The organism is Leptothrix cholodnii SP-6, assembly GCF_000019785.1.
GTDB lineage: Bacteria > Pseudomonadota > Gammaproteobacteria > Burkholderiales > Burkholderiaceae_C > Sphaerotilus > Sphaerotilus cholodnii.
On the sequence record NC_010524.1, the window covers coordinates 2,902,406 to 2,918,061 of the forward strand.

General features: G+C 69.0%; 16 protein-coding genes. 5 read left to right on the forward strand and 11 right to left on the reverse strand.

The window, feature by feature from the left end:
* Positions 1-126: 126 nt before the first annotated feature.
* The gene (locus LCHO_RS22805) at positions 127-318 is read right to left on the reverse strand and encodes a hypothetical protein (RefSeq protein ID WP_083772729.1); all 192 of its coding nucleotides are present in this window, start codon (positions 316-318) and stop codon (positions 127-129) included.
* 219 nt (positions 319-537) lie between these two features.
* Positions 538-1,794, reverse strand: a complete 1,257-nt coding sequence (locus tag LCHO_RS13220; RefSeq protein ID WP_012347663.1) for a ribosomal protein uL16 3-hydroxylase — start codon at positions 1,792-1,794, stop codon at positions 538-540.
* A gap of 58 nt (positions 1,795-1,852) precedes the next feature.
* Here LCHO_RS13220 and LCHO_RS13225 point away from each other — a divergent pair, with 58 nt between their 5' ends.
* Complete coding sequence (locus LCHO_RS13225) at positions 1,853-2,386, forward strand: FKBP-type peptidyl-prolyl cis-trans isomerase (protein WP_012347664.1); 534 nt, start codon at positions 1,853-1,855, stop codon at positions 2,384-2,386.
* A gap of 39 nt (positions 2,387-2,425) precedes the next feature.
* On the opposite strand, the gene dut is transcribed toward LCHO_RS13225, so the two are convergent.
* Positions 2,426-2,878: a dUTP diphosphatase gene (dut, locus tag LCHO_RS13230; protein ID WP_012347665.1), complete on the reverse strand. Its 453-nt coding sequence runs from the start codon at positions 2,876-2,878 to the stop codon at positions 2,426-2,428.
* Between the two features lie 14 nt (positions 2,879-2,892).
* Positions 2,893-4,152, reverse strand: coding sequence for a bifunctional phosphopantothenoylcysteine decarboxylase/phosphopantothenate--cysteine ligase CoaBC (gene coaBC, locus LCHO_RS13235; protein ID WP_012347666.1), 1,260 nt, complete (start codon positions 4,150-4,152; stop codon positions 2,893-2,895).
* A 161-nt stretch (positions 4,153-4,313) separates the two neighbouring features.
* On the opposite strand from coaBC, the gene LCHO_RS13240 reads away from it, so the two are divergent.
* Positions 4,314-6,686 (forward strand): TonB-dependent receptor plug domain-containing protein, encoded by a 2,373-nt coding sequence (locus LCHO_RS13240; protein WP_012347667.1) that lies wholly within the window; start codon positions 4,314-4,316, stop codon positions 6,684-6,686.
* A 6-nt stretch (positions 6,687-6,692) separates the two neighbouring features.
* On the opposite strand, the gene LCHO_RS13245 is transcribed toward LCHO_RS13240, so the two are convergent.
* Entirely contained in the window at positions 6,693-7,907 is a 1,215-nt protein-coding gene (locus LCHO_RS13245) for an ammonium transporter (RefSeq protein ID WP_012347668.1), read from the reverse strand.
* A gap of 416 nt (positions 7,908-8,323) precedes the next feature.
* On the opposite strand from LCHO_RS13245, the gene LCHO_RS13250 reads away from it, so the two are divergent.
* Entirely contained in the window at positions 8,324-9,763 is a 1,440-nt protein-coding gene (locus LCHO_RS13250; RefSeq protein WP_012347669.1) for a DEAD/DEAH box helicase, read from the forward strand.
* Positions 9,764-9,806: 43 nt separating this feature from the next.
* On the opposite strand, the gene LCHO_RS13255 is transcribed toward LCHO_RS13250, so the two are convergent.
* From LCHO_RS13255 to yaaA, 4 genes are all read right to left on the reverse strand, one after another.
* Complete coding sequence (locus LCHO_RS13255) at positions 9,807-10,415, reverse strand: GNAT family N-acetyltransferase (RefSeq protein ID WP_083772730.1); 609 nt, start codon at positions 10,413-10,415, stop codon at positions 9,807-9,809.
* 291 nt (positions 10,416-10,706) lie between these two features.
* Positions 10,707-11,159, reverse strand: coding sequence for a hypothetical protein (locus LCHO_RS23730; protein ID WP_050757363.1), 453 nt, complete (start codon positions 11,157-11,159; stop codon positions 10,707-10,709).
* A gap of 116 nt (positions 11,160-11,275) precedes the next feature.
* Entirely contained in the window at positions 11,276-12,139 is an 864-nt protein-coding gene (locus LCHO_RS13265; RefSeq protein ID WP_012347672.1) for a 2OG-Fe(II) oxygenase, read from the reverse strand.
* A gap of 65 nt (positions 12,140-12,204) precedes the next feature.
* Positions 12,205-12,978, reverse strand: a complete 774-nt coding sequence (gene yaaA, locus LCHO_RS13270) for a peroxide stress protein YaaA (RefSeq protein ID WP_012347673.1) — start codon at positions 12,976-12,978, stop codon at positions 12,205-12,207.
* Positions 12,979-13,039: 61 nt separating this feature from the next.
* Between yaaA and LCHO_RS13275 the strand changes: the two genes are divergently transcribed.
* Positions 13,040-13,468, forward strand: coding sequence for a YchJ family protein (locus tag LCHO_RS13275; RefSeq protein ID WP_012347674.1), 429 nt, complete (start codon positions 13,040-13,042; stop codon positions 13,466-13,468).
* On the opposite strand, the gene LCHO_RS13280 is transcribed toward LCHO_RS13275, so the two are convergent.
* On the reverse strand, positions 13,469-13,990 hold the full coding sequence (locus LCHO_RS13280) for a hypothetical protein (RefSeq protein ID WP_190274804.1): 522 nt from the start codon (positions 13,988-13,990) through the stop codon (positions 13,469-13,471). It abuts the gene before it with no gap.
* Between the two features lie 196 nt (positions 13,991-14,186).
* On the opposite strand from LCHO_RS13280, the gene nth reads away from it, so the two are divergent.
* Positions 14,187-14,825, forward strand: coding sequence for an endonuclease III (gene nth / locus LCHO_RS13285; RefSeq protein ID WP_012347676.1), 639 nt, complete (start codon positions 14,187-14,189; stop codon positions 14,823-14,825).
* Between the two features lie 10 nt (positions 14,826-14,835).
* On the opposite strand, the gene LCHO_RS13290 is transcribed toward nth, so the two are convergent.
* Complete coding sequence (locus LCHO_RS13290; protein ID WP_012347677.1) at positions 14,836-15,645, reverse strand: cobalamin-binding protein; 810 nt, start codon at positions 15,643-15,645, stop codon at positions 14,836-14,838.
* Positions 15,646-15,656 lie beyond the last annotated feature (11 nt).

Here is a 15,656-nt window from a genome sequence, read left to right on the forward strand (position 1 = left end):
CGCATCAAGGGCATCGACCGGCCCTGCAGCCGACCCGCGCTCCGCGCCGGTCGGCTTTTTTCTGCTCGTCGCAGACAGCCAAAAAAAAGCCGCCCGGAGGCGGCTTTTCGAATCGAAGCGGTGTGCTCAGTTCGAAGCAGCGGAAGCAGCAGCTTCGACAGGAGCGGACGCTTCCATCGCAGGAGCCGAAGCCTCAACGGCAGGAGCCGAAGCTTCCACGGCAGCGGGAGCAGCAGCAGGAGCGGCTTCTTCCTTCTTGCCACAGGCGGCGAGGGCAGCGGCGGCGATCAGGGCGGCCATCAGGAGCGACTTGTTCATGGTTATTTCCTTGGGTCTTGGAGTCAGACAATTACCGGTAATTGCGGGGCTCTCGGACGAGGCTCAAACAAGAAGCCAACAATTCGTCAAGTCCCACCTGAAGCGTGATCAGCTCGAGCATTTTCACGTCCAGCCCGCAAGTATACCCATTCGGCGTGCACTCGGCAGGTGCCCGGTATGCAGCCAAAGCCGGAACCGGTGCACCCGAGCGTGCCGGGCTCAGCCAGCCAGCGGGTGCAGCCAGCCGTCGTCAGCCCACTGCTCCAGCAAGGCACGCAACGCCGGACTGGCTCGGCGCAGGGTGGTGGCATCGAGTTGGCGCGCGTCGGCCAGCAGATGCAGCATCGCCGCATCGCGGCCCGCCGCACGCCACGAATCGCCGTTGCAATAGACGTGGCCGTCGTCGTAGAGCAGGCAGCTGCGGTCATCGAGCCGGACACCCACACCGTCAGGCAGCGGCTCGCCGAGCTCGAAGCTGACCTGCGCCTTGGGCTCGCTCAGGTACTCGCCCAACGCGCGCGCGAGTGCGCCAGGCTCGGCCAGCGCGCGCATCAGGCCCTGCTCGGCAAACGCCAGCAGTTCGGCCGGGATGCGCCCGGGCGCCGCGGTGGCCGACTGCTTGGGGTCGCGATAGACCGGCGGGCGCGCACCGGCATCGGCCGGATCGTCGATGCCGTCGGCCAGACGCAGCAGCGTCTCGCGCACCAGTTCGCTGCGCTGCGGCGAGCGGAAACCCACCGAGCACGTCATGCACTCGCCGTCGACCGCATCGCCGTCATGGGCCCAGCCGGGCGGCAGGTAGAGCATGTCGCCCGGCTCGAGCACCCACTCTTCTTCATGACGGAAGTTCTCGATGATCTTGACCGGCAGCCCTTCCCTCAGGCGCGCGTCGGGCAGGCGGCCGATGCGCCAGCGCCGCCGGCCCGCCACCTGGATCAGGAAGACGTCGTAGGAGTCGAAGTGCGGCCCGACACCGCCCCCCTCGCTGGCCCAGGAGATCATCAGATCGTCGAGCCGGGCCTGTGGCACGAAGCGGAAGCGGTTCAGCAGGTCGGCGGCAGCCGGCACGTGCAGGTTGAGGCCCTGCACCAGCACCGTCCAGCCGGGTTGCTTGATGGCCGGCAGCGAGCGGCGCGGCATCGGTCCGCGCTTGAACTGCCACGTCTGCCGGTCGCCCTCGCCCTGACGGCTCAGGAATCGGGACTCGACCGCATCGTCTTCGAGCATCGCGAACATCTGCGCGCGCGACACCGGCGGCTCGATGCCCGGCACGGCCTGGCGCACCAGCAGCGGCTTGCGCTGCCAGTGGCGCTGCATGAAGACCGACGGACTGAGCCCGCCGAGCAGCTCGCAGGGCAGGTCGAGCGGCGGCACGGCCGCGTCAGGATGGACGGGAGACGGCGTCGAGCCCTTCGTGACCGAGGGCTTGGCGGGTTGGGCTGCAGCGGATGCAGCGCGGCTTTTCGGGAGATTCATGCCCGCATTGTGCCGGCGGGCTTCGGGGGCCTCGCGCGCGCATGCGATCATTCCGGCCATGAGAATTTCAGAACCCTGTGTCGTCAGCCTGACCTGGCGCCTTGAAGATGCCCAAGGGCAACTGATCGACGAACTGGTCGAGCCGGTCGAGTTCTTCTACGGCGGCGACGACCTGTTCGCCAAGGTCGAAGAGGTCATCAACGGCGAAGGTGCCGGCTTCGAGGCCACGCTGCACCTGGAGCCCGAACACGCGTTCGGCGAGTACCACGCCGAGCTGGTGTGCTTCGAGGAACGCCGCCTGTTCCCCGACGGCATCGCGCCGGGCATGCAGTTCGAGGGCCTGCCCGAAGGCAGCCAGACGCCCGACATGCCGAGCGCGGTGATCTACACCATCACCGAGGTCTACGACAGCCATGTCGTGCTCGACGGCAACCACCCGCTGGCCGGCGTCGCGCTGGTGCTGCAGCTGCAGGTGACGGACGTGCGCGAAGCCGACGAAGAAGAGATCCTGCGCCGCAGCGTCGACAACGACGCCACCGGCCTGCTCAGCCTGGCGCCGGTCATGGCGACCGACAACCAGACGATGCACTGAGGTGCGATGCGGCGGTCCGCCGCGCGGATTGCCCGTCGGTCAGCCTCGGCCGGTGGAGCCGAAGCCCGCCACGCCGCGATCGCTGGCCTCGAATTCGTCGACCTGCCGGAACTGCGCCTGCACCACCGGCACGATCACCAGCTGGGCGATGCGTTCGAGCGGCTGCACGGCATAGGCCACACTGCCGCGGTTCCAGCAGCTCACCATCAGCTGGCCCTGGTAATCGCTGTCGATCAGCCCGACCAGATTGCCCAGCACGATGCCGTGTTTGTGGCCCAGCCCCGAGCGCGGCAGGATGATCGCCGCCAGGCCGGGATCGGCGATGTGGATGGCGATGCCGGTGGGGATCAGCGTGGTCTGGCCGGGCGCGATCTCGAGCGGCAGGTCGATGCAGGCGCGCAGGTCCAGGCCGGCGGCACCGGGCGTCGCGTAGGCGGGCAACTGCTCGGCCAGGCGGGCGTCGAGCAGCTTGTATTCGATCTGGGTGTTCATGGATGTCGGGGATTTCAGGTCGTTGCCGACGCGCGTGAGCCGGCCAGACGCCGGGCGATGTCGCCCACCAGCGCGCGCGCCAGGCTGAGCTTGTCGGTGGCGCGGCCGTCTTCGGGCAGGGCGCGCTCGCCGTCGGCGTCGACCAGCAGCAGCGCGTTGTCGTCGCGCCCGAAGGTGGCGGGACCGAGGTTGCCGACGATCAGCGGCACCTTCTTGCGCAGCAGTTTTTCGCGCGCGTGCTGGGCCAGCTTCTCGCTCTCGGCGGCAAAGCCGACGCAGTAAGGCGGCTCGGGCAAAGCCGCCACCGCGGCCAGGATGTCGGCGTTTTCGGTCAGCTCGAAGCTCGGTGCGACCTTCTTGCCGGCCTTCTTGATCTTGTGCGCGCTCAGGTTGGCCGGGCGCCAGTCGGCCACCGCGGCGGTGGCGACGAACACGTCGTGCTGCGCCGCCGCGGGCATCACCGCGTCGTGCATCTGCTGCGCCGAGCGCACGTCGATGCGCGCCACGCCGCGCGGCGTGGGCAGGTGCACCGGACCGGCGATCAAGGTGACGGCCGCACCGGCTTCGCGCGCCGCGCGGGCGATCGCAAAACCCATCTTGCCGCTCGACAGGTTGGTGATGCCACGCACCGGGTCGATCGCCTCGAAGGTCGGTCCGGCCGTGATCAGCATCGACACGCCCGCCAGCGGCTTGGGCGAGAGTGCGGCGATCAGGTCCTCGACGATCTGCTCGGCTTCGAGCATGCGGCCGTCGCCGACCTCGCCACAGGCCTGGAAGCCCGAGTCGACGCCCAGCACCCGCGCGCCATCGGCAGCCACCTGGGCCAGGTTGCGCTGCGTCGCCGGATGGGCCCACATCTCGCGGTTCATCGCCGGCGCCAGCACCAGCGGCACCGGCTCGGCACCGCTGCCCCACGGGCGCGCCAGGCAGGTCAGGCTGAGCAGGTCGTCGGCCCGGCCCTGCGCCAGGCGGGCGATGAAGTCGGCGCTGGCCGGCGCCACCAGCACCGCGTCGGCGCCGCGGGTCAGGTTGATGTGCGGCATGCCGTTGGGCTCGCGCGCATCCCAGGTGTCGGTGGCCACCGGCTGGCCCGACAGGGCCTGCATCGTCTCGGCGGTGATGAAGCGCAAGGCGCCGCTGCTCATCACCACGCGCACCTGCGCGCCGGCCTTGATCAGCAGCCGCAGCAGCTCGGCACTCTTGTAGCAGGCGATGCCGCCCGTGAGCCCCAACACCAGTTGGCGGCCGGCCAGATCGAGTCGTTCTTCGGTCATGGGGCGCGAGTCTAATCGGGCGCGCTTGCGTGACGTGGACACCTGCGCGCCGGTGCCGACCCGGCGCCAGCAGGCTCTTGCACCTGCGTCGACAATCCGCCGCAGCCCGGCCCACCGGCGCCCACCTCGATTGCAACAGCCGCCACAAGGTCTGCCCGTCCATGCGCCCCATCGTTCGTCCGTCCCAGGATCCGACCGCCAGCCTCGTTCCCCGCCGCAACGCCGGCCCGATCAGCCACGCCGTGGCGATGCTGCTGCTCGGCCTGACCAGCTTGAGCGCGCACAGCCAGACCGGCAGCAGCCCCGGGACACCGACGGATGGCTCGGTCGAGACCCGCGAGGTCAAGCCGCCCGCCGAGCCCACTGCTCGCCCGCCCGCCACCGCCCCGGCGCTCGAACGCGTCGAGATCATCGGCACCGCCAGCGACACCGACGTGCGGCGTGAATCTAGCGCCGCCAAGATCGTGATCGGCCGCGAGGAACTCGACCGCATGGGCGACAGCAGCGTCAGCGAGGTGCTCAAGCGCCTGCCCGGCGTGACGCTGGGCGGGCGACCCGGTCGCGGCGGCGCCGTGCGCATGCGCGGGCTGGGCAGCGGCTACACGCAGATCCTGATCAACGGCGAGCGCATGAGCGCCGGCCTGTCGCTCGATGACCTGACACCCGAACAGCTCGAACGCATCGAGGTGCTGCGCGCACCCACCGCCGAAACCGGCGCGCAGGCGATCGCCGGCACGATCAACATCGTGCTGCGCGAAGAGGTGCGCAAGCGGCTCAACAACGTCCACCTGATCCTCACGCACGACGACCGGCACTGGCAGCCCTCGGCGACGCTGAACCGCGCCAATCAGGACGGCGCCTTCAGCTACAACCTCAACGGCCAGATCTCGCACGGCGACCGCGAAAGCGAATCGCTGCGGCGCACGCTCGAAACCAGCACGCCCGACGCCGGCGGCGCCGAAACCACCACGCTCGACCAGACCGACACCAGCTTCAGCCGCGACCGCCGCAACAGCGTGCACCTGGGCGGGCGGCTGCAATGGCGGTTGAGCCCGACCGACACGCTGGCGCTGACGCCGTTCGCGATCGTCTCCAACAACCAGGGCCACGCCAGCAGCCTGCGCACGCAGGCGGTGCCGGGCAGCGCGCCCGACTTCGATCGCAGCAGCGGCGCATCCACCAGCCAGTACCGGCTGGCGCGCCTGAACGGCCAGTGGCAGGGCCGCTTCGAGGGCGGCGCCCGGCTGGAGCTGCGCGCCGGCAGCAGCGCGTGGATGTTCGACAGCGACAGCGAGCGGCGCGAGTTCAGCGCCGGCAGCCAGAACCGCCTTCAGCAGGATCGCTCCGAGATCCGCGAACAGTGGTGGAGCACCGGCGGCAAGTACACCCGCAACCTGGCCGGCGAGCACCAGCTCGCCACCGGCTGGGAGGCCGATTGGGGCCGCCGAGACGACACCCGCGTCAGCCTGCAGACGCTGCCCGGCACGGCCACCACCTCGCTGCTGGCCGACTTCGGCGACAACCTGCGGGCCCACACAGTGCGCACCGCCGTCTGGGCGCAGGACGAGTGGGATCTGAGCGGCCAGTGGGCGCTGCACGGCGGCCTGCGCTGGGAAGGCATCGGCACCCGCAGCGACGCGCCGGACGCGCCGGTGCGCAACCACAGCCAGGTGCTGAGCCCGCTGCTGCACGCGATCTACCGCATCGAAGAGGGCGGGCGCGACCAGATCCGCGCCAGCCTGACACGCAGCTACCGCGCGCCGACGCTGCAGAACCTGGCCGCGCGGCCGTCGATCAACAGCACCTTCCCGGCCACCGGCGCCAATCAGCCGACCAGCCCCGACCGCGCCGGCAACCCGGATCTCAAGCCCGAACTGGCCACCGGCCTGGACGTGGCGTACGAGCATTACCTGGGCGGCGGCGGCGTGCTGAGCGCGGGCGTCTTCCACCGCCGCATCAACCAGCTGATCCGCAACCAGACCGCGCTCGAGACGGTCAGCTGGTCGAGCGTGCCGCGCCACGTGTCGCGGCCGCAGAACATCGGCCGCGCCAGCACCAGCGGCATCGAGCTCGAAGCCAAGCTGCGCCTCGACGAGTGGCGCGACGGCGCCGCGCCGGTCGACCTGCGCGGCAACCTGGCGCTGTTCCAGTCACGGGTCGACGGCATCGTCGGCCCCGACAACCGGCTCGACCAGCAGCCCGGCTGGACCGCCAACCTCGGCGCCGACTACCGCCTGCGCAGCTGGCCGCTGACGCTGGGCGGCAACCTGGCGCTGACACCCGGCTATGCGGTGCAGCAGAGCAACGCCCAGCGCTTCGAACAGGACGCCAAACGGGTGCTCGACGCTTACCTGCTGTGGCGCATGAGCCCGGCGACGCAGCTGCGCTTCACGGCCAGCAACCTCGTGGCGCGCGACTTCCACAACATCAGCACCGTCGTCGGCAGCGACGGCAGCAACACCCTGCGGCAGACCGCGCTGAGCACCGATCCGAGCCTGACGGTGTGGGGCCTGCGGCTCGAGATGAAGCTTTGAGCCGCCTCACCAGCTGACGTCGCGATCGGGCGTGGCGCCGATCTTGTGGATCGAGATGTCGGCGCCGTCGAACTCTTCTTCCTGCGTCAGGCGCAGGCTGGTGAACAGGCGGATCGCGCCGTAGACGGCCAAGCCGCCCGCAAACGCCCAGATCACCGCCAGCAGCGTGCCGATCGACTGGCTGGCCAGGCTGACCCCGCCGATGCCGCCCAGCGCCTGCTGGCCGAAGATGCCGCAGGCGATGCCGCCCCAGGCGCCGCACAGGCCGTGCAGCGGCCAGACGCCGAGCACGTCGTCGATCTTCCAGCGGTTCTGGGTCAGGGTGAACAGGCTGACGAAGATCGCCCCGGCCACGCCGCCGACCACCAACGCGCCGGCCGGGTGCATCAGGTCGGAGCCCGCACACACCGCCACCAGCCCGGCGAGCGGGCCGTTGTAGGCGAAGCCCGGGTCGTTCTTGCCCATCAGCACCGCCACCAGCGTGCCGCCGACCATCGCCATCAGCGAGTTGACGGCCACCAGGCCGGAGATCTTGTCGAGCGTCTGCGCGCTCATCACGTTGAAGCCGAACCAGCCCACCGCCAGCACCCAGGCACCCAGCGCCAGGAACGGGATGCTCGACGGCGGATGGGCGCTGATCTGCTGGCGCCCGGCGCCGTCCTTGCGGTATCGACCGGTGCGCGCACCCAGCAGCAGCACGGCGGCCAGGCCGATCCAGCCGCCCACCGCGTGCACCACCACGCTGCCGGCGAAGTCATGGAACTCGGCGCCGAAGGTCGATTTCAGCCAGGCCTGCAGGCCGAACTGCTGATTCCAGACGGCCCCTTCGGACAGCGGATAGATCAGCCCGACGATCACCGCGGTGGCGATCAGCTGCGGGCCGAAGCGCGCGCGCTCGGCGATGCCACCCGACACGATCGCGGGGATCGCCGCCGCAAACGTCAGCAGGAAGAAGAACTTGACCAGCTCGTAGCCATTCTTGGCCGCCAGCGCCTCAGCGCCGGTGAAGAAACTCACGCCGTAGGCCACGCTGTAGCCGACGAAGAAGTAGGCGATGGTCGAGACCGCGAAGTCGACCAGGATCTTGACCAGCGCGTTGACCTGGTTCTTCTTGCGCACCGTGCCCAGTTCCAGAAACGCAAAGCCGGCGTGCATGGCCAGCACCATGATGGCGCCCAGCAGGATGAACAGCGCGTCAGCGCCTTGTTTGTATGAGTCCATGACGAGGAGAGAGAAGGGATGAAAGGATCTCGAGGCCTCGAGCACGCACCGATGCGGCACAAAGCGCACCACTTAAGCAATTCACATACCCATTCAGGTGCACGCTTGCCGGCATGGAATCGGGAGTCAGTGCACCAACCATGCACGCAAGCACATCCGCTGCGCACGAATTGAGTGCTTTTGATCCAACTTGGTGCCAATCTGGATGGCCTTTGCAGATTTCGGGTAAACCCGCGAACTGAAAGAGGCCGCAGCGCCGCCGGACACTACAATGCGCCCCGGCATGCCTGCACCAGTCAGGGCATGACAGTCATTCCTGACTCCCCGCCTCTTCCGATGGGGCCTGAGACTGGCGCTCCCGCAAGGGGAGGCTGCAGGCCAGATCGCCCCGCCCAGAGCGGGAAGCTCCCAACTCCATGACCTTTGACGACCTGGGCCTGGCCCAGCCGATCCTTCGTGCCGTGCACGAAGAAGGCTATTCGATCCCCACCCCGATTCAGGCGCAAGCCATCCCCGCCGTGCTCGCCGGCGGTGACCTGCTGGCCGGCGCACAGACCGGCACCGGCAAGACCGCCGGTTTCACGCTGCCGCTGCTGCACAAGCTCGCCGCGGGCGAGCCGGTCAAGAACCGCAACGGCCGCCCGGCGATCCGCGCGCTGATCCTCACCCCCACGCGCGAACTCGCCGCCCAGGTCGAAGAAAGCGTGCGCACCTACGGCAAGTACCTGCAGCTCACCAGCATGGTGATCTTCGGCGGCGTCGGCATGGGCCCGCAGGTCGACCGGCTGCGCAAGGGCGTCGACATCCTGGTGGCCACGCCCGGGCGCCTGCTGGACCACCACCAGCAAGGCACCATCGACCTCAGCCAGGTGCAGTTCTTCGTGCTCGACGAAGCCGACCGCATGCTCGACATGGGCTTCGTGCACGACATCAAGAAGGTGCTGGCCATCATCCCGGCCAAGAAGCAGAGCCTGCTGTTCTCGGCCACCTTCAGCGACGAGATCAAGGCGCTGGCCGACCGGCTGCTCAACAAGCCGCAGGTGATCGAGGTGGCGCGCCGCAACACCACCGCCGAGACCATCGCCCAGCGCGTCATCAAGGTCGGCCGCGAGAACAAGAAGGACCTGCTGGCCCACCTGATCAAGAGCCAGAACTGGCACCAGGTGCTGGTGTTCACGCGCATGAAGCACGGCGCCAACCGGCTGTGCGAGTTCCTGAACAAGAACGACATCAGCGCGATGGCGATCCACGGCAACAAGAGCCAGGGTGCACGCACCAAGGCCCTGGCCGAGTTCAAGACCGGTGACCTGACGGTGCTGGTGGCGACCGACATCGCCGCGCGCGGCATCGACATCGACATGCTGCCGCACGTCATCAACTACGAGCTGCCCAACGTGCCGGAAGACTACGTGCACCGCATCGGCCGCACCGGCCGCGCCGGCGCGCAGGGCGAGGCGCTGTCGCTGGTGTGCGTCGACGAAGAAGGCTTCCTGGCCGACATCGAGAAGCTCATCAAGCGCAGCATCGCGCGCGAGGTGGTGGCCGGTTTCGAGCCCGATCCGGGCGAGCGTGCCGAGCCGATCCAGGTGGGTCGCCGCACGCTCAACGGTGCTCCGCGTGGTGCACACCGCCCGTCGGGCAACGGTGCGCCGAAGCCGACCCATCGTGGTGGCAACTCGTCGGCACCGCGTTCGAGCGCCGGACATGCCTCGGGAAATGGCAATCACTCGGCACATGCCCGTCCGGCTGGCCAGCAACCGCGCTCCGGTCAGCCCAACGGCGCCGGTCGCAGCAGCCAGGGCACGGCACAACCGGGTGCGCTGAACCGCACGCCGCCGCGCTCACGCAACGGCTGATCGCCCGATCCGTGCCCGGAACGTCCGGGCAGCCCGCGCAGCTTCAGCCGGCGCGGGCGCTGCTGCCAAGCCAGGCGCCGTAGAGCGCGCGCATCGCCAGGCGCTGGAAAGGCGCCGGCGGCACGCGCGGCGCATGTTCGCGCTTGAGCTGCCAGGTCGGCCACACCGGCGACTTGGCGCGGCGCACCAGACGTCGCATGCCCGCAGCGGCACTGGCACAGGCTGCCGAGACGTCGTAGCCCAGATGGCGAAAGAACGACTGCGTGACGAGGTCGTCGCTCGGCAACTCGAATGCCAGGCTCGGCGCCCCGCAGGCACACGCCACTTCTTCGCAGTAACTCACGAGCGCGCGGGCCACGCCCTGGCCGCGCAGGGCCGGCAGCACGCCCAGTTGCGTCAGCAAGGTGACGCGACAGCCGGGCTGGACCTCGAAGCGGACCATGCCCACCAGCCCTTCGGCCGTGAAGGCCACCGCCAGGCAATGCCGCTGGTCACGCAACCAGTGGCCGTAAGTGGCCTCGTCGATGTGCGGAAACACGCTGCACATCAAGCCCTGCAGACGGGCCCAGTCACGTATTCGCGCCGCCCGAACCCGCACCGCGGCACCCGGAGCGGGCAAGCCTGAGTCGAGAAAGGCGGGAAGCGAAGACATCGAGATCTCCAGAAAGGCGGAATCGCTGGCGTGTGATTGTTCACAAGAACAACGATTTGATCATGACACGTGACGGCGTGTAACACCAGCACAAATGATGGGTTTCTTTCCCATTGGGCTGGATCAAACCCGTGCGTGACGCAGGGCATGACGGCCTGGCGCCAGCAGGCTCATGGCGCGCCCGGCCGTCGGCTGCGGACGATCTGCAGCCGATTCGAAACGGGCGGCTGTTGCGCCAGTGCAACTGGAACCCGTCGACCGCCCGTTGAAGCGGTCCGCCCGGCCCCGGTATCAGGGACGCGAGCCGTCGTTGAAATCGGCCGGCAGCGGCTTCTTCTGCGCGGGACGGGCCTTGGCTTTCTTCGCCTTCGCCGCGGCCTTGGCGGCGGACGCCTTCTTGCCAGCCAGCGCGGTCTTCTGGCGCTGGGCACTCGACTTCGCGGTCGATTTCCCGGCAGCCGCCTTACGGGCTGCAGCCTTCTTGGTGGCGGCCTTGCTGGCCGTCTTCTTCTTGACCGTCGCCTGCTTCGCAGGCTGCACCGGAGCCGCGGCCTGGCTGGTCAAGCGCGGCCGCTCGGCCATGGCATTGCCCAGTGCCGGAGCGGGCGCAACCGGCGCAGGAGCGGCAGCGACCGGCGCCGGCAGGGCCGCTGCAGGCACCGGCAACACGATCGTGGTGGTATTGGACTTGGGCGCTGCGGCGTTCTGGGCCTGGGCCGTCACGGCCAGCAGGGCCAGTGCCATCGCGGCAGTCAATCGGTGCATGCGAACTCTCCTCGTTGTGATGGACATGGCCGGGCAGAACCCGGCCGATCCATCATTATCGGATCGCCCCACGCAGACGCCGTGAACGCCAGCCGTCAATCAAACCGGGCCTGGCGCAACCACTTGGTGGCGACCCATTTCTCGCCAGCCAGCACCGGCGCACCGCCGTGCAGCGATCGGGTCGACGGATGGGCGCGCTCGTAGCTGAAGAACACCGCATTGCCCTTGATCGGCGCGACCTCGAGGTTCACGTCCGGAAAGGTCGTGCCGCCGCCACGTTCGGGCGTGTTGAGGTACATCACCAGCGTGCCGACCCGCTGTCCGCCGCGCTTGAGGATGGTCGGCGTGCCCGGCTGGGCCGGATCGAAATAGTCGTAATGCGGCTTGTATTCGGCGCCCGGGCGGTAGTGCAGCACCTGCACGCCCTCGCCGTTCTCGAGCGGCCAGTCGAGCAGCGCCGCGATGCGCGCCTCGATGCGGCTGATCAGCTCGCCCTCGCCGCGCATGAAGAACATGCCCTGGCTGGTGCGCGCCTCGTTGACCTCGCTGCCGCCGGTGTCGTTGTCGACCGTCTCCGAGCGGGCCAGGCGGGGCTGCGCCAGTGCCACCAGCGCGTCGCATTCATCGTGCGAGAGAAACCCGCCAAACACCACCACGCGCGGATCGCGCAGGTTCATCAGCACCTGCACCTCGCGGTCGAGGGCCATCACGGCCGACGGCGCCTGCTCGAGCCGGGGCTCGGGCACAGGCGAAGGCGCAGGCAGGGCGTCCTGCAAGGCCTGCTCGGCCAGATGGGTCTTGAGCGTTTCTTCCAGCGTGGCGATGGCGACGTCTTCCTGCCAGCCCGCATCGGTCATCGAGCGCAGCACCGCCTCCGGTGCATGGCCGGCACGGGCCTGCTCGACGATCCATTGCCGCAGTTCGGGGGTGGCGCTCTGGCTGCTGATTCGGGTCTTCATGCCCGAATTCTGGCAGGCCGCACCGGCCCTTCGGACGCCGGGCCCCGGCGGTGTGCATCAAGTTGTCAATCGGCCGGATGGCGGCGGAAGACCAGCCGGTCGGGCCCGGACACCGCCGGCGCGTAGGCGTAACCGGCCAGGTCGAATCCCTGCAGATCGGCCACGCGCCGGATGCGCTGCGTGATGGCATAGCGCGCCATCAGCCCGCGTGCGCGCTTGGCGTGGAAGCTGATGATCTTGTAGACGCCGCCCTTCCAGTCCTCGAACACGCAGTCGACCACCCGCGCCTTCAGCACGCCGCGGCGCACGACCTTGAAGTATTCCTGCGACGCCAGGTTGACCACCACCGGGTGCGGTTCGCCGGACTGCCGTTCATTCAGGTAGTCCGACACCGTGTCGCCCCACCAGGCGTACAGGTCCGGCCCCTGCGGATTGGCAAGCCGGGTGCCCATCTCGAGGCGATAGGGCTGCAGCGCGTCGAGCGGCCGCAGCGCGCCGTACAGGCCCGACAGGATCACCAGATGCGACTGGGCCCAGCGCAGGTCGGGCGTGGCCAGCGTGCGGGCATCGAGCCCGTCGTAGACGTCGCCGTTGAACGCCAGCACTGCCGGCTTGCTGTTGTGGCGGTCGGCCTGCGGCTGCCAGGCGGCGTAGCGGGCCACGTTGAGGCCGGCCAGCGCATCGGACAGATCCATCAGCTCGGCCACCTCGACGGGCGTCTTCGTGCGCAGGATCTCGATCAGATCCGCGGCCTGGCGCGTGTACAGCGGCTCGGTGGCGGCGACGCGGGTGGGCGTCTGATAGTCGAGCGACTTGGCGGGCGACAGGAGAAAAAGCATCGGCGGGAATCCAGGGGCAGCGCAGCGCGCGGATTATCCGTGGCCGTGACAATCGGCGCCCATGAAGAACCTGCCCCCCACCCCCGCCGCAACGCCCTGCCCTTGCGGCTCGGGCCAGACCTTGTCGGCCTGCTGCGGCCGCTATCACGCGGGCGCGCTGCACCTGCAGGCACCGGACGCGGAATCGCTGATGCGCTCGCGCTACAGCGCCTACGTGCTCGATCGGCTCGACTACCTGCTCGCCACCTGGCATCCGGACACGCGACCGGCCAGCCTCGCCCCCAACGAGAGCGGCCTGCGCTGGCTCGGCCTGGACGTGCGCCACCATCGACAACAGGATGCCGACCACGCCACGGTCGAGTTCATCGCCCGCAGCAAGCTCGGCGGGCGCGCCCACCGGCTGCACGAGATCAGCCGCTTCGTGCGCGAGAACGGCCGCTGGTATTACGTCGACGAGATGGGCGCGAACCCGCAACAGGCGCCGCGCTGATCAGGTCGAGACCTTGACGCGCTTGTTCGGCTTGATCGGTGCTGCCACCGGCGGCAGGAACTCCGCGCGCACCGGTGCCGACAACAGGTGCGTGATGAACCAGCCCAGTGCCACGCACAAGGCCAGCCCCAGGCCGGCCGCAGACGCGCTGGCCGGCGGCAGCCCGTCGCCGAGGCTCGCCAGCGGAGCGGCGCCCGCATCATGCACACCGCGCAGGCTGTCGATGAACAGACCCAGCACCTCCGACTGCAGCCAGCGGCCGTTCAACTGGGCGTAGATGACGTAGGCGAACATGCCGATGGCCGCGCAACGGGCCCAGTTCATGCGGTGCCAGAGCCCCAGTCCGACCACGACCAACAGGCTGGCCAGGCCGACCAGACGGACCTGCCAGATCGCCAGATCGGCAGCCGGCAAGACCCAGCTGCCAGCCAGCGCCGCCACACCCGCGGCCACCATCAGCAGCGCCAGGCCCGACACGGCCACCGCGCGTGGGCGTTCGACAGACGCGACAGTTCCGGCCAAGCGGTTCGAAGCAGAAAAATATCGTGGATGCATGATCTTGCTCATCGCCCCGTGAACTGTGCACGTTATAGGGGCAGTATGTCAGCGCGTAATCAAATGTTTCTCAGGGATTCTGCTGGGCCGCTTGCGGCCGTTCCATCCCCTGGGCACAGGGCGCCCCGCAGTCCGGGGGCACATCCCGCCTAGACTGCCGCCCATGCAAGCCGACCAGATCCAGCGCTTTTTCAGCACCTTGCGGGCCGCCAACCCGATGCCAGCGTCCGAACTAGAATACAGCTCGGTGTTCGAGTTGCTCGCGGCGGTGCTGCTGTCGGCGCAGGCCACCGATGTCAGCGTCAACAAGGCCACGCGGCGGCTGTTCCCGGTGGCCAACACGCCGGCCAAGCTGCTCGCGCTGGGCGAGGAGCGGGTGGCCGAGCACATCAAGACCATCGGCCTGTACCGCAACAAGGCGAAGAACCTGGTCGAGACCTGCCGCCTCCTGCTGGCCCGGCACGGCGGCCAGGTGCCGCACAGCCGCGAGGCGCTCGAAGCCCTGCCCGGCGTGGGCCGCAAGACCGCCAACGTGGTGCTCAACGTGGCCTTCGGCGAGCCGACCTGCGCGGTCGACACGCACGTCTTTCGCGTCGGCAACCGCACCGGGCTGGCCCCGGGCAGGACACCGCATGAAGTCGAGATGCAGTTGCTCGAACGTGTGCCCGACGAGTTCAAGGTCGAGGCCCACCACTGGCTGATCCTGCACGGCCGCTACGTCTGCCAGGCGCGCAAGCCGCAGTGCTGGCTGTGCAGCGTGGCCGACTGCTGCGATTTCGAGCCCAAGACAGCCGCGCCCTGAGCGAAAAAACTCAGCCCTGCAGCGCTGCCCAGGCCTGGATGCGCGCGGCGATCTGGCGCACGCCGTCGGTCAGCGCGGCCGGGCCGGGCTGCAGGATCTCGCTCGACTTGATCTCGAAGACCTGGCCGTTGCGCACCGCCGGCACGTCCTGCCAACCCGGCCGGGCGATGACCTGGTCGGGCCGGAACTTGCGCCCGCACCACGAGCCCAGGATCAGGTCGGGCGCACGCCGCACCACTTCCAGCGGGTCGGCAATGATGCGGTTCTTGCCCAGCGACTGGCCGGCCAGCTCGGGGAAACACTCCTCGCCACCGGCCAGCACGATCAGCTCGCTGACCCAGCCGATGCCGCTGATCAGCGGGTCCATCCACTCCTCGAAATAGACCCGCGGCCGGCGCGGCAGCGTGGCGGCGCCTGCGGCCACCGCATCCAGCCCAGACTGCAGTTCGGCCAGCAAGGCGGCGGTGCGCTGATGTGCGCCCACCATCGCCCCGACCATCGCGATGGTCTGCAGGATGGTGGTGATGCCGCGCTGGTTGAACACGTGCACCGGCACGCCGGCGCGGATCAGCTGGCTGGCGATGTCGGCCTGCAGGTCCGAGAAACCCAGCACCAGGTCGGGTTCGAGCGCCAGGATCTTGTCGATCTTGGCGGAGAGAAAGGCGCTGACCTTGGGTTTTTCCTGCCGCGCCCGCGGCGGGCGCACGGTGTAACCCGAGATGCCGACGATGCGGTCCTGCTCGCCCAGCAGGTAGAGGATCTCGGTGGTCTCTTCGGTCAGGCAGACGATGCGGCGCGGGTAGAGGTCGGGCGTCGCCATTGCCGAAGCCG